The 18,395-nt window shown below is 75.0% G+C and carries 14 protein-coding genes; 9 read left to right on the top strand and 5 right to left on the bottom strand.

What is annotated here, in order from left to right; genetic code table 11:
- Positions 1 to 22: 22 nt before the first annotated feature.
- Positions 23 to 1,096: a succinyl-diaminopimelate desuccinylase gene (gene dapE / locus ACZ6PY_RS10385; protein ID WP_466071050.1), complete on the top strand. Its 1,074-nt coding sequence runs from the start codon at positions 23 to 25 to the stop codon at positions 1,094 to 1,096.
- 49 nt (positions 1,097 to 1,145) lie between these two features.
- On the opposite strand, the gene ACZ6PY_RS10380 is transcribed toward dapE, so the two are convergent.
- Positions 1,146 to 1,307 (bottom strand): hypothetical protein, encoded by a 162-nt coding sequence (locus ACZ6PY_RS10380; protein WP_357938449.1) that lies wholly within the window; start codon positions 1,305 to 1,307, stop codon positions 1,146 to 1,148.
- Positions 1,308 to 1,462: 155 nt separating this feature from the next.
- Here ACZ6PY_RS10380 and ACZ6PY_RS10375 point away from each other — a divergent pair, with 155 nt between their 5' ends.
- The 6 genes from ACZ6PY_RS10375 to ACZ6PY_RS10350 all read left to right on the top strand — a co-directional run bounded on the left by ACZ6PY_RS10375 (position 1,463) and on the right by ACZ6PY_RS10350 (position 12,065).
- A complete protein-coding gene (locus ACZ6PY_RS10375) occupies positions 1,463 to 2,329 on the top strand; it encodes an LOG family protein (protein WP_466071048.1) in 867 nt (288 codons plus the stop codon).
- Positions 2,330 to 2,331: 2 nt separating this feature from the next.
- Complete coding sequence (locus tag ACZ6PY_RS10370; RefSeq protein WP_466071046.1) at positions 2,332 to 2,877, top strand: LOG family protein; 546 nt, start codon at positions 2,332 to 2,334, stop codon at positions 2,875 to 2,877.
- A gap of 155 nt (positions 2,878 to 3,032) precedes the next feature.
- Positions 3,033 to 6,737 carry an ATP-dependent helicase gene (locus ACZ6PY_RS10365; RefSeq protein ID WP_466071045.1) on the top strand — a complete coding sequence of 1,235 codons (3,705 nt, stop codon included), beginning with the start codon at positions 3,033 to 3,035 and terminating at the stop codon, positions 6,735 to 6,737.
- Complete coding sequence (locus ACZ6PY_RS10360) at positions 6,734 to 10,189, top strand: ATP-dependent helicase (RefSeq protein WP_466071043.1); 3,456 nt, start codon at positions 6,734 to 6,736, stop codon at positions 10,187 to 10,189. Before ACZ6PY_RS10365 ends, ACZ6PY_RS10360 begins: the two co-directional genes overlap by 4 nt.
- A gap of 200 nt (positions 10,190 to 10,389) precedes the next feature.
- Positions 10,390 to 10,593 (top strand): transcription antiterminator/RNA stability regulator CspE, encoded by a 204-nt coding sequence (cspE, locus tag ACZ6PY_RS10355; RefSeq protein WP_013288421.1) that lies wholly within the window; start codon positions 10,390 to 10,392, stop codon positions 10,591 to 10,593.
- Positions 10,594 to 10,805: 212 nt separating this feature from the next.
- Positions 10,806 to 12,065, top strand: a complete 1,260-nt coding sequence (locus tag ACZ6PY_RS10350; RefSeq protein ID WP_466071041.1) for a DEAD/DEAH box helicase — start codon at positions 10,806 to 10,808, stop codon at positions 12,063 to 12,065.
- A 122-nt stretch (positions 12,066 to 12,187) separates the two neighbouring features.
- On the opposite strand, the gene ACZ6PY_RS10345 is transcribed toward ACZ6PY_RS10350, so the two are convergent.
- The 4 genes from ACZ6PY_RS10345 to ACZ6PY_RS10330 are packed head-to-tail and all read right to left on the bottom strand — an operon-like array spanning position 12,188 to position 15,344.
- Complete coding sequence (locus ACZ6PY_RS10345) at positions 12,188 to 12,631, bottom strand: RrF2 family transcriptional regulator (RefSeq protein ID WP_466071039.1); 444 nt, start codon at positions 12,629 to 12,631, stop codon at positions 12,188 to 12,190.
- 4 nt (positions 12,632 to 12,635) lie between these two features.
- Positions 12,636 to 13,517: an ABC transporter permease gene (locus ACZ6PY_RS10340; RefSeq protein WP_466071037.1), complete on the bottom strand. Its 882-nt coding sequence runs from the start codon at positions 13,515 to 13,517 to the stop codon at positions 12,636 to 12,638.
- Positions 13,507 to 14,286: an ABC transporter ATP-binding protein gene (locus tag ACZ6PY_RS10335; RefSeq protein WP_466071035.1), complete on the bottom strand. Its 780-nt coding sequence runs from the start codon at positions 14,284 to 14,286 to the stop codon at positions 13,507 to 13,509. Before ACZ6PY_RS10335 ends, ACZ6PY_RS10340 begins: the two co-directional genes overlap by 11 nt.
- A complete protein-coding gene (locus tag ACZ6PY_RS10330) occupies positions 14,283 to 15,344 on the bottom strand; it encodes an ABC transporter substrate-binding protein (protein ID WP_466071033.1) in 1,062 nt (353 codons plus the stop codon). Before ACZ6PY_RS10330 ends, ACZ6PY_RS10335 begins: the two co-directional genes overlap by 4 nt.
- 229 nt (positions 15,345 to 15,573) lie before the next feature.
- Between ACZ6PY_RS10330 and ACZ6PY_RS10325 the strand changes: the two genes are divergently transcribed.
- Positions 15,574 to 16,884 carry a M16 family metallopeptidase gene (locus ACZ6PY_RS10325; RefSeq protein WP_466071031.1) on the top strand — a complete coding sequence of 437 codons (1,311 nt, stop codon included), beginning with the start codon at positions 15,574 to 15,576 and terminating at the stop codon, positions 16,882 to 16,884.
- A gap of 144 nt (positions 16,885 to 17,028) precedes the next feature.
- The gene (locus ACZ6PY_RS10320) at positions 17,029 to 18,366 is read left to right on the top strand and encodes a M16 family metallopeptidase (protein WP_466071029.1); all 1,338 of its coding nucleotides are present in this window, start codon (positions 17,029 to 17,031) and stop codon (positions 18,364 to 18,366) included.
- The last annotated feature ends 29 nt before the right edge of the window (positions 18,367 to 18,395 follow it).

Raw genomic sequence — 18,395 nt, 5'->3', positions numbered from 1 at the left:
TGCTGACGGTACCGTGCGAGACATGCAGAACCCGTTGACCCCCGAGGTCTTGGCCGATCCGGTGGCGCTGACCCGCGCGCTGGTCGACATCGAGTCCGTGTCGCTCAACGAGAAGGCGATCGCCGACTGCGTCGAGGAGGTGCTGCGGGGCGTGCCGCACCTCACCACCTACCGGCACTCCAACACGGTGATGGCGCGCACCGACCTGGGCCGGTCGCGGCGGGTGGTGCTCGCCGGCCACCTGGACACCGTGCCGCTCAACGACAACTTCCCGTCGACCATGCGCGGCGACCTGATGTACGGCTGCGGCACCTCCGACATGAAGTCGGGCGTGGCCTTCGCGCTGCACCTGGCCGTGACCCTGCCCGACCCGCGCTACGACGTGACCTACTTCTTCTACGAGGCCGAGGAGATCGAGTCGAGGTACAACGGCCTCACCCTCGTGTCCCAGGCGCACCCGGAGTGGCTCACCGCCGACTTCGCGCTGCTGCTGGAGCCGACGTACGGGATCGTCGAGGCGGGTTGCCAGGGCACCATGCGGGCGATCGTCACCACGCACGGCGAGCGGGCCCACGCGGCCCGTTCCTGGCACGGGGTGAACGCCATCCACGGCGCCGGCGAGGTGCTGCGCCGGCTGACCGCGTACGAGGCGCGCCGGGTCACCATCGAGGGCTGCGACTTCCGCGAGGGCCTGAACGCGGTGCGGATCACCGGCGGGGTGGCGGGCAACGTCGTCCCCGACCGCTGCGAGATCGAAATCAACTACCGGTACGCCCCGGACCGTGACCCGGCGGCGGCCGAGGCGCACCTGCGCGAGGTGTTCGCCGGCTTCGACCTGGCGGTCACCGACGCGGCGGCCGGCGCGGCCCCGGGCCTGGACAACCCGCCGGCGCAGGAGTTCCTGGCCGCGGTCGGGGCGGCCCCGATCGGCAAGTTGGGGTGGACGGACGTGGCCCGGTTCGCCGCCATGGGCATCCCGGCGCTGAACTTCGGCCCCGGCGACCCCAACCTGGCCCACCACAGGGACGAGCACGTCGAGCTGACGAAGATCCGCGACGGCGCGGCCACGCTGCACCGCTGGCTCGCCCCGTCCTGAGTACGCGACCGGGGGCCCGCGCCGGTGGCGCGGGCCCCCGGTCGGACCATCAGAGCGTGGTCGTCAGCGGGGTGTCCGTCTCGGTGGTCTCGCCGGTGAGGTCGGTGTGGTGGGCTTCCATCATCCGGGCGCGGCGGCGCTCGGCCACCACGTCACGGATCCGCCGCTGCATCTGCCGGCGGATCCGGATCATCTCGCTGTTGCTGATCAACGCTGGCTCCTCCCCCGAAGGCGCGTCGCCGGGCATACCCGGTATGTGAATAGTAAGACGTACGAGCGAGCCATTTAGTTGCCCATGATCACGAAGAATTTCTCCGCGTCGCCCGCCTCCACACCGCGCCGCCCCGGCTCCACTACGGTGGCCCCATGAGCCAGAGCAACGGGCGGCCACCCGGCCGCGGGCCGAGCGGGGTGCGGCACCGGGGCGCCGTGACCCTGCGCAACCAGGCCATCCCGACCAGCACCGCCGACCAGCGGCTGCTCGACTCCCGGGGCCGGGGCGACTGGAAGACCAGGGACGCCTGGCGGGCGCTGCGCATCCTGTCCGAGTTCGTCGAGGGCTTCGACACCCTCGCCGACCTGCCGCCCGCGGTCAGCGTCTTCGGCTCGGCCCGGAGCAAGCCGGACAGCGCCGAGTGCCGGCTGGCCGAGGAGATGGGCGGCGCGCTGGCCCGGGCCGGCTACGCGGTGATCACCGGCGGCGGGCCGGGCGTGATGGAGGCCGCCAACCGGGGCGCCAGCGGGGCGGGCGGGCTCTCCGTCGGGCTCGGCATCGAGCTGCCGTTCGAGCAGGGCATCAACGACTGGGTCGACCTGGCCATCGACTTCCGCTACTTCTTCGCCCGCAAGACCATGTTCGTCAAGTACGCCCAGGCCTTCGTGGTGCTGCCCGGCGGCTTCGGCACCATGGACGAGCTCTTCGAGGCGCTCACCCTGGTGCAGACGGGCAAGGTGACCCGCTTCCCGGTGGTGCTGATGGGCGTCGACTACTGGCGGGGCCTGCTCGACTGGCTGCGGAACAGCATGGCCGCCGAGGGCAAGATCGGCCCGAACGACCTGGACCTGATCTGCCTCACCGACGACGTCAACGAGGCGGTCCGGCACATCGTGGAGGCCGAGGCGGTGCTCTCGGCCGAGCAGGAGGCCGTCCGCGAGGAGGCCGTCGCCCGCCTCGGCGCCGACCAGCAGGCCGCCGCCGAGGCCGCCCCCGACGGGCCGGCGGAGCAGGGCTGACCGTGGCGAACGTCTGCGTGTTCTGCGCGTCCTCGCGGACCCTCGACGCCCGCTGGCTGGACCTCGCCACGAGGACCGGCGCGGAGCTGGCCCGGCGCGGGCACACGCTGGTCAGCGGCGGCGGGTGCGTGGGGATGATGGGCGCGGTGGCCGACGGGGCGCGGGCGGCCGGCGGCCGGACGCTGGGCGTCATCCCGCAGGCCCTGGTCGACCTGGAGGTCGCCGACCTGGCGTCCGACGAGTTGCTGGTCACCGACGGGATGGCCAGCCGCAAGACCCTGATGATCGACAAGTCGGACGCGTTCGTGGCCCTGCCCGGCGGGCTCGGCACCCTGGACGAGCTGTTCGAGGTCTGGACCACCGCCACCCTGGCCATGCACGCCAAGCCCATGGTGCTGGTCGACGCCGACGGCTTCTACCGCCCCCTGCTCGACTGGCTGCGCACCCTGACCAGGCAGCACTTCCTCAAACCCGCAGGCCTGGACCTCCTGCTGGTGGCCGACACGGTCCCGGCGGCCCTGGACCTCCTGGACGCCCGCCTGACCTGACCCGCCCCCGCCCCGCCCCCGTTGATCATGAGGTTGACGGCGAAGTTGATCTCCCTGCGTGCCGCCAACCTCATGATCGCCGTGCAGGGGGTGTGGGGGAGAGGGGCGGGGCGCGGGGTTTTGGGGTGTCGTACCGGCGTGGTGGGATGTCGGGGATGCAGGCGTATCGGCTGGTGCGCCGGGCCGGTGGGGTGGGGGCGGGGGTCTCCCAGGTCGCCGGGGCGGGGCAGGGGGGTGGTCGGTCCGCGGGGCCGGCCGGGACGGAGCCGCGATCCGGGGGGTCCGCGGGCGATGCCGCGCACCCGCCGCCGCGCCGGCCGGATCCGGTGCAGGCCGAGGTCGTCGCCCACACCGACGGGCCGATGCTCGTCGTCGGCGGCCCGGGCACCGGCAAGACCGCCACGCTTGTCGAGGCGGTCGCCGCGCGGGTGGCCGAGGGCGTCGACCCGGAACACGTCCTGGTGCTCACCTTCGGCCGGCGGGGCGCCACCGAGCTGCGCCACCGGATCGAGGCGCGGATCGCCGGTGACGGCCACCGCGTGGTCCGCGAGCCGCTGGTCCGCACCTTCCCGGCGTACGCCTTCGGGCTGCTCCGCCGGGCCGCCGCCGAGCGCGGCGAACCCTCACCCCGGCTGCTCACCGGCCCCGAGCAGGATCTGATCATCCGCGAGCTGCTCGACATCGTCGGCGAGGAGCCGGACGACGACCCGGTCGGCTGGCCGGAGGACCTGCGCCCCGCGCTGCGCACCCGGGCCTTCGCCCAGCAGCTCCGCGACCTGCTGATGCGCGCCGCCGAGCGGGGCGTGGGCCCGGTCGAGCTGGCCCGGCTGGGCGAGAAGCTGGGCCGCGCCGACTGGCCGGCCGCCGCCCGCTTCCTCCGCGAGTACGTGGCCGTCCTCGCCCTGCGCGACGTGAGCAACCGGGGCTCGATCGCCTACGACCCGGCCGAGCTGGTCCGGGCCGCCACCGGAATGCTGCTGGACGACCCCGAGCTGCTGGCCGCCGAGCGCCGCCGGCTCGCCCACGTCTACGTCGACGAGCTGGCCGACACCGACCCCGCCCAGCTCGACCTGCTCGCCGTCGTCGCCGGCGGCGGCAAGCCGCTGGTCGCCTTCGCCGACCCGGACTCCTCCACGTACGCCTTCCGGGGCGCCGACCCGGCCGGGGTGACCACCTTCCCGCACCGGTTCCGCACCGCCTCCGGCGCGCCGGCCGCCCAGGTCACGCTCACCACCTCCTACCGGGCCGGGCCGGAACTGCTGGCGGCGACCGCCCGGCTGGCCCGCCGGCTGCGCGGCCCGGCGGCGCACCGGCGGCTGCGCCCGCTCCCCGACGCCCCGCCCGGGGCGCTGGAGGTCCGCACCTTCCGCTCGGCCACCAGCGAGTCCGCCTGGCTGGCCCACGCGTTGCGCGAGGCGCACCTGCTCGACGGGGTGCCCTGGTCCCGGATGGCGGTGCTGGTCCGCTCCACCGGCCGGCAGCTGCCCTCGCTGCGGCGCGCCCTGCACACCGCCGGAGTGCCGACCGTGGTGCACGGCGAGGACCTGCCGCTGCACCTCCAGCCCGGCGTGGCCCCGCTACTGCTCCTGCTCCGCTGCGCGCTCGACCCCGACCGGCTCGACGAGGAGTCGGCGGTGGCCCTGCTGCACTCGCCGCTGGGCGGCGCGGACCCGCTCGCCGAGCGGCGGCTGCGCCAGGGGCTGCGGGCGCTCGCGCTGGCCGCCGGCGACCGCCGCCCGTCCGGCGAGCTGATCGTCGAGGCCCTGCGCGACCCGGCCGAGCTGGCCGCCGTCGAGCGGCGCTGGGCGGCGCCGGCGCAGACCGTGGCACACCTGCTGGACACCGCCCGGCAGGCCGCCGCCGCGCCCGGCGCGACCGCCGAGGACGTGCTCTGGGCGGTGTGGCGGGAGAGTGGCCTCGCCGAGCGCTGGGCCGGGGCGATCACCCGGGGCCGGGCCGCCACCGGCGAGCACGAGACCGCGCAGCGCTGGCGGGCCGAGGCCGCCGACCGCGACCTGGACGCGGTCATGGTGCTCTTCGACGCGGCGGCCCGGTTCACCGACCGGCTGCCCGGCGCGCGCACCGAGGTCTTCCTCGACCACGTGCTCGGGCAGGAGCTGCCGGCCGACACCCTCGCGGCCAGCGCCGACCGGGGCGAGGCGGTCCGCCTGCTCACCGCCCACGCCGCCAAGGGCCTGGAGTGGGACCTGGTCGCGGTCGCCGGCGTGCAGGAGGGCGTCTGGCCCGACCTGCGGCTGCGCGGCAGCCTGCTCGGCTCGGAGCGGCTTGTCGACGTGCTCGCCGGCCGGGCCGACGGCGCCGGGCTGCGGGCCAGCCTGGTCGGGCAGACCTCGGCGTTGCTGGACGAGGAGCGCCGGCTGTTCCACGTGGCGATCAGCCGGGCGCGGCGGCGGCTGCTGGTCACCGCTGTCGCATCGGCGGCGGTCGGCGGTGACGACCACGAGGAGCAGCCGAGCCGGTTCCTGCACGAGCTGGCCGCCACCGACCCGCCCGCCGTCGGCGGGGGCGGCACGGCCCCACCCGGGCCGGACCCGAGCGGCCCCGGCGGCGGCCCCGCCGGTGGCACGACCGGGGACGCCGGCCCGGGGCGGGGTCGCCCGGACGGGCGCCCCGGCGACAGCGCCCCAGCGCCGGTCGACCGTACGGCGCCGGTCGACCGTACGGCGCCGGTCGACCGCACGGCGCCGGTCGACCGTACGGCGCCGGTCGACCGTACGGCGGGCGGCGCGGCCGGGCGGCGGCCCGGCGACGGTGCCGCGCTGACCGTCCCGCCCGTGCCGGACGGTCCCGTGCCGGCGGCCGACGAGGACCCGCAGGACGCGGTGCCCGGCGCGCTGCCGGTCACCCTGCCGCCGCGCGGGCTCACCCTGTCCGCGCTGGTGGCGGAGCTGCGTACCGCGATCACCGACCCGGCGGCGCCGGTCACCCGGCGGCGCGCGGCGGCGGCCGAGCTGGCCCGGCTGGCCGCCGCCGGGGTGCCCGGCGCGCACCCGGACGACTGGTGGGGGCTGCGTGGCCTCTCCGACGACCGGCCGCTGGTCGACGAGGGCGAGCCGGTGCGGGTCACCCCGTCGGCCATGGAGAGCGCGCTGCGGTGCAGCCTGCGCTGGCTGCTGGAACGGCACGGCGGCAGCGCCCCGGCCAGCGCCGCGCAGGGGGTCGGCAACCTGGTGCACGCCGCCGCCATGCTGGCCGAGGACGCCAGCGTCGACCGGACGGCCCTGCTGGAGTACGTGGCCGCCCGGTTCGACGCCATAGAGCTGGCCGCCCGCTGGATGGTCGGCCCGGAACGGTCCCGCGCCGAGGCCATGGTGGACAAGCTGCTGCGCTGGCTGGCCGGCAACCCGCGGCGCCTGCTCGCCATCGAGCACGAGTTCGCGGTCCGCCTCGACGACCCGCGCCGGCCCGTCGAGCTGACCGGCCGGGTCGACCGGCTGGAGGTCGACGCCGAGGGGCGGCTCGTGGTGATCGACCTGAAGACCGGCAAGTCCACCGCGGTCACCGAGCGGGAGGTGGCCGAGCACCCGCAGCTCGGCGCCTACCAGGCGGCCGTGGAGGCGGGGGCGTTCGCCGAGTTCGGCGAGGAGTCCGGGGGCGCCGCGCTCGTGCAGCTCGGCACCGGCGCCAAGGACGCCAAGGAACAGGCCCAGGCCGCCGCCGGGGAGGGCCCCGAGGCCGGCTGGGCCACCGCGCTGGTCCGGCGTACCGCCGACACGATGGCCGCCGCCACCTTCGCCGCCGTCGCCAACTCGAAGTGCCGGGTCTGCCCGGTGCGCACGAGCTGCCCGGTCTCCGGGCAGGGCCGCCAGGTCGTCGAGCCGCCCACGGAGCCCGCATGACGACGCAGCCGACGCTGTTCGGCACCACCGCCACCCCGACGCCCCGGACCGCCGACGCCGGCCCCCGCTACACCCCGGTCGAGCTGGCCAGGCTGCTCCGGCTGCCGGCGCCCACCCGGGAGCAGGCGGCGATCATCGCCGCGCCGGTGGAGCCGCTGCTGGTGGTCGCCGGCGCCGGCTCGGGCAAGACGGAGACGATGGCCGCCCGGGTGGTCTGGCTGGTCGCCAACTCCTACGTCCGCCCCGAGCAGATCCTCGGCCTCACCTTCACCCGCAAGGCGGCCGGGGAGCTGGCGCACCGGGTACGCACCCGGCTCGACCAGCTCATCCGCCGGCTCGGCCGGCAGGGCCGAAACCCGCACGAGGATCCCCTGGCGGGCGAGCCGACCGTCTCCACCTACCACTCGTACGCCGGCCGGATCGTCACCGAGCACGGGCTGCGCTCCGGCTACGAGCCGACGACCCGGCTGCTCACCGAGGCGTCCCGCTGGCAGCTCGTCGACCTGCTGGTCCGCAATTACGACGGCGACATGTCCGAGGTGGACCGGATGCCGTCGACCATCACCGACGCCGTGCTCGCCCTCGCCGGGGAGCTGGACGAGCACCTGGTCGATCCGGACGAGCTGGCCGCCTGGACCGGCCGGTTCTTCGCCGAGGTGCAGTCCCGGCCGGGGCGGGTCTACGCCGACGTGCGCAAGGCCCTCCAGCTCCAGCAGACCCGGCTGAAGCTGCTGCCGCTGGTCCGCGCGTACGGCCGGCGCAAGGACGACTTCGAGGCGATGGACTTCGCCGACCAGTTGGCCCGGGCCGCGCGGGTGGCGCGCGACCACCCCGGGGTCGGGGTGATCGAGCGGGACCGGTTCCGGGTGGTGCTGCTCGACGAGTACCAGGACACCAGCCACGCCCAGGTGGTGCTCCTCAACGCCCTGTTCGGCGGGGGCCACCCGGTCACCGCGGTGGGCGACCCCTGCCAGTCCATCTACGGCTGGCGCGGGGCCAGCGCCGGCACGCTGGACCGGTTCCCCACCGAGTTCGCCCGCACCGACGGCGCACCGGCCGAGGTGCTCAGCCTCACCACGAGCTGGCGCAACCGGCCGGAGATCCTCGGCGTCGCCAACGCGCTGTCGGTGCCGCTGCGGGCGGCCGGCGCCCGGGTGCCCGAGCTGCACGCCGCGCTCAGCGTCCGCGACCCGATCCCGCACCGCAGCCCCGGCGGGCGGGCCGCCGGCACCGTGCACTGCGCGCTGCTGGAGACGTACGCCGACGAGGCCGACTGGATCGCCGACAGCGTGCTGGCCGCCTGGCGCGGCGCGGCCGGGATGCCCGACGCGCTGCCCGAGCACATCCCGGCGTACCGGCGCCCCACCACCGCCGTGCTGGTCCGGCTGCGCAGCCAGATCCCGGCTCTCGAGGCGGCGCTGCGCGCCCGCGGCCTGCCCGTCGACGTGGTCGGCCTGGGCGGGCTGCTGGACACCCCCGAGGTACGCGACGTGGTCTGCACGCTGCGGGTGCTCGCGGACCCGACCGACGGGGCGGCGCTGCTGCGGCTGCTCACCGGCGCGCGCTGGCGGATCGGGCCCCGCGACCTGGTCGCCCTGCACCGGCGCGCCCGGGCCATCGCGCGGGCCCGCCGGGAGGTCACCGGCGACGACGGGCCGGAGATCACCGTGGACGCGCTGGATGAGGCCACCCTGGTCGAGGCGCTGGCCGACCTGGGGCCGGCGCAGGCGTACTCGGCGGAGGGGTTCGCGCGGCTGCGGTCGTACGGGATGGAACTGGCGCTGCTGCGCTACCGGCTGGACCAGTCCCTGCCCGAGCTGATCGCGGACATCGAGCGGACCATCGGCCTGGACGTGGAGGTGGCGGTCCGGGCCGGCCGGGACGGCGCCGGCGACGCCGGCCTGGCCCGCGCCCACCTGGACGCGCTGGGCGACGTCGCGGCCCGGTTCAGCGGTGAGACGCCCGGCGCCACGCTTGCCGGTTTCCTCGCCTACCTGGCCGCCGCCGAGGACGAGGAGCGCGGCCTCACCCCGGGCGAGGTCGAGGTGGTGGAGGGCGCGGTGCAGATACTCACCGCGCACGCCGCCAAGGGGCTGGAATGGGACGTGGTGTCGGTGGCCGGGCTCACCCGGGGCGTCTGGCCCGGGCCGGTGCGCAACTCCGACCACTGGCTGGGCGGGCTCGGCGTGCTGCCCTTCCCGCTGCGCGGCGACGCGGACGGGCTCCCCGAGCTGGGCCTCGCCGCGGCGGAGGACCAGCGCGGGGTGGTCCGGGCGGTGGAGGACTTCGCCGACGCCTGGCGGGCGCACGACGAGCGGGAGGAGCGCCGGCTGGCGTACGTGGCGGTGACCCGTCCCCGCCGGCTGCTGCTCTGCTCCGGCTACTGGTGGGGGGAGGGGACGAAGAGGTTCCGCGGCCCTTCGGTCTTCCTCCGCGAGGTGCACGACGCCTGCCTGGCCGGCGCGGAGGGCCACCTGGTCGACGCCTGGGCGCCCGAGCCCGCCGGGGACGCGGTCAACCCGACCACGGAGACGGTGCTGCGGGCGGAGTGGCCGGCCGACCCGCTCGGCGCCCGCCGTCCGGCGCTGGCCGAGGCGGCCGCCCTGGTCCGCCGCTGCCTGGCCGACCCCGAGGCGGCCCGCCGCGAGGAGGCCCTGCTGGCCGCGGGCGCCGCGGCCGCCGGGAACGCCGATGAGGCACTGCCGGGCGCCCCCGGGCCGCCCGCCGAGGACGCCGAGGTGACCCGCTGGCGGCGGGAGGCCGACCTGCTCCTCGCCGAGCGGGCCGAGCTGGCCCGTCGGGCCGAGGCGGTCGAGGTGGAGCTGCCGGGGCACCTGTCGGTGACGCAGCTGGTGGCGCTGCGCCGCGACCCGGAGGCCCTGGCCCGGACGCTGCGCCGGCCGATGCCCACCGAGCCCAACCCGTACGCCCGGCGGGGCACCGCCTTCCACACCTGGCTGGAGCAGCGCTTCGGCGCCGACCGGCTGCTCGACGTGGACGAGCTGCCCGGCGCGGCCGACGAAGACGCCGCCCCGGACGACGCGCTCACCGAGCTCCAGGAGCGCTTCCTGGCCAGCGAGTGGGCCGAGCGGGTGCCGGTGGAGGTGGAGGTGCCCTTCGCCACGGTGATCGCCGGGGTGGTGGTCCGGGGCCGGATGGACGCCGTCTTCGCCCGCCCGGGCGGCCGCTACGACGTGGTCGACTGGAAGACCGGCCGGCAGCCCAGCGGGCGGGAGGCCGAGGCCGCGGCCGTGCAGCTGGCCGTCTACCGGCTGGCCTGGGCCGAGCTGGCCGGGGTGCCGGTCGACCGGGTCGGGGCGGCCTTCCACTACGTCCGGGACGGGGTGACCGTGCGTCCCGCCGACCTGCTCGACGCCGCGGGACTGACCGCCCTCGTCGCCGCGGTGCCGGAATTTCCGACAGAGGGCGCGGCGTTGCAGAGATCGTGCTAGGCTGACCACGTTGCAGTTTTGGTTTCCAGAGACTCTGTGTGCGCCTGGCGGATTGTGGCCCCAGGCGCTCTTTGTTGTGTCCGGAGTTCTCCGGGCGGGGCGACCAGCAGCGACAGGTGCGGCGTGCGGCCACGCGCGACGCACTCCTCGGGTCCGCAACAGGTGCGGGTCCGAACGTTCCGTCAAGGAGACGAACAAAAATGGCAATTGGCACCGTCAAGTGGTTCAACGCTGACAAGGGCTTCGGCTTCATCACCCCCGACGACGGCGGCGCCGACGTCTTCGCCCACTTCTCGGCGATCCAGACCTCCGGCTACCGGAGCCTGGACGAGAACCAGCGGGTCGAGTTCGAGGTGACCCAGGGCCAGAAGGGCCCGCAGGCGGAGAACATCCGTCCGCTCTGATCTTCGGATCACTCCGTAACACCCATCGCGCCCCCCCGGGCGCGGTGACGGGCCGGTCCGCCGCGCAGCCCACCCGCTCTGCGGGACGTGGCGTGCTGCGGCGGGCCGGCCTGTACCTTTCGGTTCGTGCTTGTGACCACCGGTGACGCCGGTGACGCGCCGCTTCCCGGCGCCCTTCCTCGACACGTGCCGCGTCGAGGAAGGCTTTCCGCATGACCATGACCATTCCCACCTTCGCCGCCACCGGCCTGGCCCCGGCGCTGCTCAGTGAACTGACCGCGCAGGGCATCACCGAGCCGTTCCCGATCCAGGCGGCGACCCTGCCGGACTCGCTGGCCGGCCGCGACGTGCTCGGCCGCGGCCGCACCGGCTCGGGCAAGACGCTCGCCTTCGGGCTGCCGCTGCTGCACCGCACGGCCGGCCGCCGCGCCCGCCCCGGTCGCCCGCTGGCGCTCGTGCTGGTGCCCACCCGCGAGCTGGCCCAGCAGGTCACCGCGGCGCTCACCCCGTACGCCCGGGCGCTCGGGCTGCGCTGCGCCACCGTGGTCGGCGGGCTCTCCCTCCAGCGGCAGGCGGACGCGCTGCGCGCCGGCGCCGAGGTCGTGGTGGCCACCCCGGGCCGTCTGCACGACCTGATCGACCGGCGTGACGCCCGGCTCGACGAGGTGGCCGTCACGGTGCTCGACGAGGCCGACCAGATGGCCGACATGGGCTTCCTGCCGCAGGTCACGAAGCTGCTGGAGCAGGTCGCCCCGAACGGCCAGCGGATGCTCTTCTCGGCCACCCTGGACGGCGGCGTGGACAAGCTGGTCCGCCGTTTCCTGAGCCGCCCGGTCTCCCACTCCGTCGACCCGGGCACCGCCACGGTGACCGCCATGACGCACCACGTGCTGCACGTGGAGGCGGAGGACAAGCCGGCCGCGCTGGCCCACATCGCCGCCCGCGAGGGCCGCACCATCCTGTTCATGGCCACCAAGCACCGCGCCGACCGGGTCGCCCGCCAACTGCTCGCCAAGGGCGTACGCGCCGCCGCGCTGCACGGCGGCAAGACCCAGCCGCAGCGCACCCGGATCCTGGAGCAGTTCCGCACCGGCCAGGTCACCGCACTGGTGGCCACCGACGTGGCGGCCCGGGGCATCCACGTCGACGGGCTGGACATGGTGGTCAACGCCGACCCGCCCACCGAGGCGAAGGACTACCTGCACCGTGGCGGTCGGACCGCCCGGGCGGGGGAGTCCGGCACCGTGGTCACCCTGGTCCTGCCGGAGCAGCGCCGCGACGTCTCCCGGCTGATGACCATGGCCGGCATCACCCCGCACACCGCCCGGGTCCGTTCCGGCGACGAGGAACTGACCCGGGTCACCGGCGCCCGCCAGCCCAGCGGCGTCCCGGTCACCATCACCCCGCCGCCCGCACCCCACCCGGCGCAGGCCTCGCGGCCGGCCCGGTCCCGCCGCCCGCGCCGCCGCTGACCGGCCACCCCCGGCTCGGCGAGGTGGCGGCGCCCGGCCTGCCAGACACCGCCACCTCGCGACGCTGAGACCGCGTCGGTTCCGGGCCGCGTCGCACCCGCGGCCCGACACCGACCGGAGGGTCAGGGCGCCGCGGCGCGGTCCGCCAGCAGGTCGGCGAGGGTGGTCCGGTCGACCACCAGGGCGATGGCGCCGTCCACCGCGAGCCAGACGTCCCGCAGCCCGGCGGCCACCCCGTGGTAGCCGGCCCGGTCTGCGGGCATGCCCCGCACGCTGGTCAGCGCGCCGCCCACCGCCCGCAGCACGTCACCCACGCTGATCTCGGCGGGTGGGCGGGTGAGCGCGTACCCGCCCTCGGTGCCGCGGTGGCTGTGCAGCAGCCCGGCACGGCGCAGATCGAGCAGGATCCCCTGGAGGAAGCTGAGCGGGATGCCCTGGCGGTCGGCCAGGCTCGCCGCCTTGACCAGCTCGCCGCCCCCGAGCCCTCCGTCGCCGGTGGACCCGGCGGCGTCGGCGACGGCGAGCATGGCCCGGAGCGCGTAGTCGGCGCGCGCGGAGACGTACACGGCCTCAGTTGCCGGCCTGGTCCAGCACGCCCCAGCGGCGGCGGATCGCCTTGTCGGCCGCGCCGAACGCGGCGTCCACCACGATGCCCACCACCAGGATGACGATCATGATGGCCATCAGCCGGACGGGGTCGCTCAGCTCCCGGGCGTAGGTCAGCTGCGCGCCGATCGACGTCCGGCTGGCGATGACCACCAGCAGCTCGCCGGCCATCAGGCTGCGCCAGGCGAACGCCCAGCCCTGCTTGAGCCCGGCCACGATGGCCGGCAGCGCGGCGGGCGCGACCACGTACCGGTAGAGGTTGAGCCCCCGGGCGCCGAGGTTGCGGCCGGCCCGGACCAGCAGCGGCGGCACGTAGTCGACGCCGTGGATGACGCCGTTGGCCACCGAGGGCGCCGCGCCGAGCACCACCACGAAGAAGATCGCCTGCTCGCTGAGCTGGAAGAGCAGGATCGCGAGGGGGAACCAGGCGATCGACGGCATGGTCTGCAACGCGGTGATCATCGAGCCGATCGCGGCGCGGAGCACCTTCACCCGGGCCACCGCGAGGCCGAGCAGCAGCCCGACGGCGACCGCGGCGGCGAAGCCCACGGCGGCCCGGCGGGCGGTGGTGGCCAGGCCCTCCCAGAGCGCCGAGCTGAGCGCGTAGTGGCCGAGGTCCGCGAAGACCGGCGCCGGTCCGGGCAGCGCCCAGGGGTCCTTCCAGCCGCTCCAGACCACGGCCTGCCAGAGGGCGATGGCCAGGGCCAGCGCGGCCAGCTTGGGCCAGGTGGCCGACCAGACCCGGTGCAGCCGGGACGGCACCTTCTCCCGGCCGGCGATCTCGAGGGCGTCCAGGCCGGAGATCTCCGCGTCGGTACGCGGCCCGGCGAGCGTGTCACTGGCCATGGCGGCCCACCTCCGTACGCAGCCGGTCGGTGACGTCGGCGGCGATGGCCGCGATCTCCGGCGAGTCGATCCGCCGGGGTCGCGGCACGTCGACCTCGGTGGAGTAGATGATCCGGCCGGGCCGGCTGGAGAGCAGGATGATCCGGTCGGCGAGGCGGGCCGCCTCGCGGACGTTGTGGGTCACGAAGATCACGGTGAGCTTCCGCTCCGACCAGATCCGCTCCAGCTCGTCGTGCAGGATGTCCCGGGTCATGGCGTCGAGCGCGCCGAACGGCTCGTCCATCAGCAGCACCGGGGTGTCCAGGGCGAGGGTGCGGGCCAGCGCGACCCGCTGACGCATCCCGCCGGAGAGCTGGTGCGGGCGCTTGCGGCCGAAGTCGGAGAGGTGGACGGTCCGCAGCAGTTCGGCGACCCGGGCCTTGCGCTCGTTCCGGGGCAGCCCACGCAGCTTGAGCGGCACCTCGACGTTGCCCTCGACGGTGAGCCACGGGAACAGCGCCGACTCCTGGAACATGAGGCCGGGGTTGACCCCCTCGCCGAGCTCGATCCGGCCGCCGCTGGTCCGGTCCAGCCCGGCGACGAGGTTGAGCAGCGTGCTCTTGCCGCAGCCGGACGCGCCGACCAGGCAGACGAACTCGCCGGGGGCGACGTCCAGCGACACCCCGTCCAGCGCCAGGACGGCGTGCTCGCCCTGGCCGTACACCTTGGTCACGCCGCGCAGCGCGACCGAGCCGGTCGCGCTGCGCGGGGTCGTCGCGGTCGACGTCACGGCTGGACGACCTCGGGCTTGCCCTCGGCCTTGAGCACCTCGTTGAGGTACGTCAGGTCGTAGAGGCCGTTCAGGTCCACCGGCTGGGTCAGCCCGACGGCGACGGCGTGGTCCAGGCCGGTCTTCAGCGAGGACGGGATCGGGTCGTTGGTGAACTCCAACGTCGGCCAGGCCTGCTTGATCAGCTTGAGGTCCAGCGGCTTGCCGGTGATCTTCCCGATGTGGTCGGAGATGGCCTGCTGGGCCTCGTCCGGCTTGCTGTTGACGTACTCGTTGGCCGCGACCTGCCCCTCGACCAGCTTCTTCACCACGTCCGGGTGCGCCTTGAGGAACTTGGTGCTGACCAGCAGGTTGGTGATGACGAACTTCTTGTCCGGCCAGAGGTCGCGCTCGTCGACCAGCACCTTGCCGCCGGCGTTGACCAGCCGCGAGACGAAGGGCTCGGGCACCCACGCGCCGTCGATGGCGCCGCTGGTGAAGGTCTCCACGGTCTGCGCGTTCTCCTGGGGGACCACCTTGACGTCGCCACCGCCCTCCTTGGTGGTCTGGAGGCCCTTCTCCTTGAGCCAGTAGCGCAGCGCGACGTCCTGGGTGTTGCCGAGCTGCGGGGTGGCGATCTTCTTGCCGCGCAGCTGCTCCACCGAGGTGATCTCCGGCTTCACCACGAGCGCGACGCCGCCGGACGCGGCGCCGGACACCACCCGGACCGCCTCGCCCTTGGACTTCGAGAAGGCGTTCACGGTCGGGTTCGGACCGATGTACGTGGCGTCGAGCGCGCCGGAGAAGACCGCCTCGATGGCCGCCGGCCCGGCGTTGAAGGTCTTGGTCTCCAGCGTGACGTCGCCCAGCTTCTCCTTGAAGATGCCCTTCTCCACGCCCACCACGGCGGGCGCGTGGGTGATGTTCGGGAAGTAGCCCAGGCGCAGGGTGACCGGACCGGAGCCGCCGGCCGCGTCGTCGCTGTCGTCGCCGCAGGCCGCGGTGGCACCCAGGGTGGCCGCGCCGACCACGGCGAGGGTGGCCAGGGTGACCAGGCGGCGGAAGGGGAGCCGTCTCATCGTGTATCCAATCCGCAGTATTCCTACTTAGTTGGTAGGAAGACTGGGGCAGGCCGTGAGCGGCGTCAAGACCCGTCCGCGATCCGGGACGCCCGACCTGGGAGTTCTCGACAATTCCCACCTGTTCGGTGGAGATGGTCGCGCCGCTCGGCCACCGGCCGGCACCGCCGTCCGGTGGGCCCGCGCACACCGCCGGTGCGGGCGCTGCCGACGCGTTAGGGTCGATCACGTGCCGACGCGGAGAGCGACAATTCCAGCGACGAAATACCCGGCCGAGCGGTTCACGCTCGACAACGGCCTGCGGGTGGTGCTCACCCCCGACCGCAGCGCCCCAGTCATCGGGGTGGCGGTGGTCTACGACGTCGGCATCCGCTCCGAGCCGGAGGGACGCACCGGCTTCGCGCACCTCTTCGAACACCTGATGTTCCAGGGCTCGGAGAACCTGGAGAAGCTGGCCCACTTCCGGCACGTCCAGGGCGCCGGCGGCACCTTCAACGGCTCCACCCACCTGGACTACACCGACTACTACGAGACCCTGCCCAGCAACGCGCTGGAGCGGGCGCTCTTCCTGGAGGCCGACCGGATGCGCGGCCCCCGCCTGACCGAGGAGAACCTGCGCAACCAGGTCGACGTGGTCAAGGAGGAGATCCGGGTCAACGTGCTCAACCGGCCGTACGGCGGGTTCCCCTGGCTCACGCTGCCCCCGGTCATGTTCGACACCTTCCCCAACGCGCACGACGGCTACGGCTCCTTCGACGACCTGGAGTCGGCCACCGTCGGCGACGCGGCCGACTTCTTCCGCCGCTACTACGCCAGCGGCAACGCCGTCCTGGCGGTGAGCGGGGACGTCGACGTGGCCGAGGCGACGGCGCTGATCGAGCGGCACTTCGGCGACGTGCCGGCCCGCCCCGCCCCGGAACGCCCCGACTTCACCGAGCCCGACCTCACGGCGGAGCGGCGCACCTCGTACACCGACAAGCTGGCACCGCTGCCGGCGGTGGCCGGAGCCTGGCGCGTGCCCGACCCGCTGACCGACTTCGCCGGCTACCTGCCGTACGTGGTGCTGGCCGAGGTGCTCACCGACGGCGACGCCTCCCGGCTGGTCGAGCGGCTGGTCCAGCGGGACCGCTCGGTCACCAGCCTGGGCGGCTACCTCGGCTTCATGGGCGACCCGTTCGACGTGCGCGACCCCACCGCGCTGCTGCTCCAGGCGCACCTGCCGCCCGGCGGCGACGTGGACAAGGTGCTGCGGACCGTCGACGAGGAGCTGGACCGGCTGGCCACCGACGGGCTGACCGAGGGGGAGCTGGCCCGGACCCAGGCACGGATGGCCACGCACCTGCTAAGGGACACCGACGCCGTGCTCGGCCGGGCGCTGGGAATGGCCGTCCTGGAACAGCAGCGCGGCGAGCCGGGCCTGATCAACGAGCTGCCCCGGCTGGTCGGCGAGGTGACCGACGAGCAGGTGCGCGCCGCCGCCGCCACCCTGCGACCGGAGCGCCGGGCGTCCATCGAGGTCATCCCCGGCGGTGCCCGGTGAGCGCCGCCGCGAACGGAGGAAGTCCAGTGAGCGCGAGGAGTGAGCCGGGTTTGCGAGCCCCGCAGTCGCGAACGGAGGCAGCTCAGTGAGCGCGAGGAGTGAGCCGGGTTTGCGAGCCCCGCAGTCGCGAACGGAGAAGGCGCAGTGACGGCAACCGTGGAGACGGGCACGCGGCCGCTGCCGGCGCTCGGTCCCAACCGCAAACTCAAGCTCCCCAAGCAGGCCGAGCGCACGCTCGGCAACGGCCTCACCGTGATCGCCGTGCGCCGCAGCGCGATCCCGCTGGTCGAGCTGCGGCTCTGGATGCCGTTCGGGCGGACCCACCTGGCCCGCGGCGGGATGCTCGCGCAGACCCTGCTGTCCGGCACGGAGACCCACACGGCGACCCAGCTCGCCGCGGAGTTGCAGAAGGTCGGCGGCGGGCTCTCCGCCGGCATCGACCCCGACCGGCTGATGCTCTCCGGGGCGGGCCTGGTCACCGGCCTGGACCGGATGCTGGAGCTGCTCGCCGACGTGCTCACCGGGGCCACCTACCCGGCCGACTGGGTGGAGACCGAGCGGGAGCGGCTGGTCGACCGCATCCAGGTCGCCCAGAGCCAGCCCGCCCACCTGGCCCGCACCGCGCTGCTCAAGCGGATCTACGGCCGGCACCCGTACGCCGTGCAGACCCCCGAGCCGGACCAGGTGCGCGCGGTGCGGCCCCCGGTGCTGCGCCGGCTGCACGCCGAGCGGGTGCACCCGGCCGGGGCGGTGCTCGTGCTGGTCGGCGACGTGCAGCCGGAGAAGGCGCTGGACGCCGCCGAGCGGGCGCTGTCCGGCTGGAAGGGGGAGGGGCAGCCGGCCGAGCTGCCGCCCGCGCCGCCGCTGGAGCCCGGCCCGGTGCTGCTGGTCGACCGTCCCGGCTCGGTGCAGTCGTCGGTGCGGATCGCGCTGCCCGCGGTGCCCCGCACCCACCCGGACCACGCCGCGCTGCAACTGGCCAACCTGCTCTTCGGTGGCTACTTCTCTTCCCGCTGGGTGGAGAACATCCGCGAGGACAAGGGCTACACGTACGGGCCGCACTCGGTGATCGAGCACTCGGTGGCCGGGTCGGTGCTGGTCGCCGCCGCCGAGGTCGCCACCGAGGTGACCGCGCCCGCCCTCCTGGAGACCATGTACGAGCTGGGCCGGCTGGCCACTCTGCCGCCCAAGCCGGACGAGCTGGAGCAGGCCCGCCAGTACGCCCTCGGCACGCTCCAGCTCGGCATGTCTACGCAGGCCGGGCTGGCCTCGCTGACCAGCGCGTACGCGGGCAACGGACTGCGGCTGGACTTTCTCGCCGAGCACGCCGCCCGGCTGGCCGCGGCGACCGTGGACGACGTGGCCGCGGCGGCGGCCCGCTACCTCGCGCCGGCGCAGGCGGTCACCGTGGTGCTCGGCGACGCCGAGCGGGTCGCCGACGGCCTCGCCGGGCTCGCCCCGATCCGCACGGAGTCCGCGTGAGCGCGAGGAGCGAGCCGGGCCCGCGAGCC

The sequence above is a fragment of the Micromonospora sp. NPDC048907 genome (assembly GCF_055586885.1).
The sequence above is the reverse complement of the archived record's forward strand: the minus strand, read 5'-3'. Positions and strand labels throughout refer to the sequence as shown.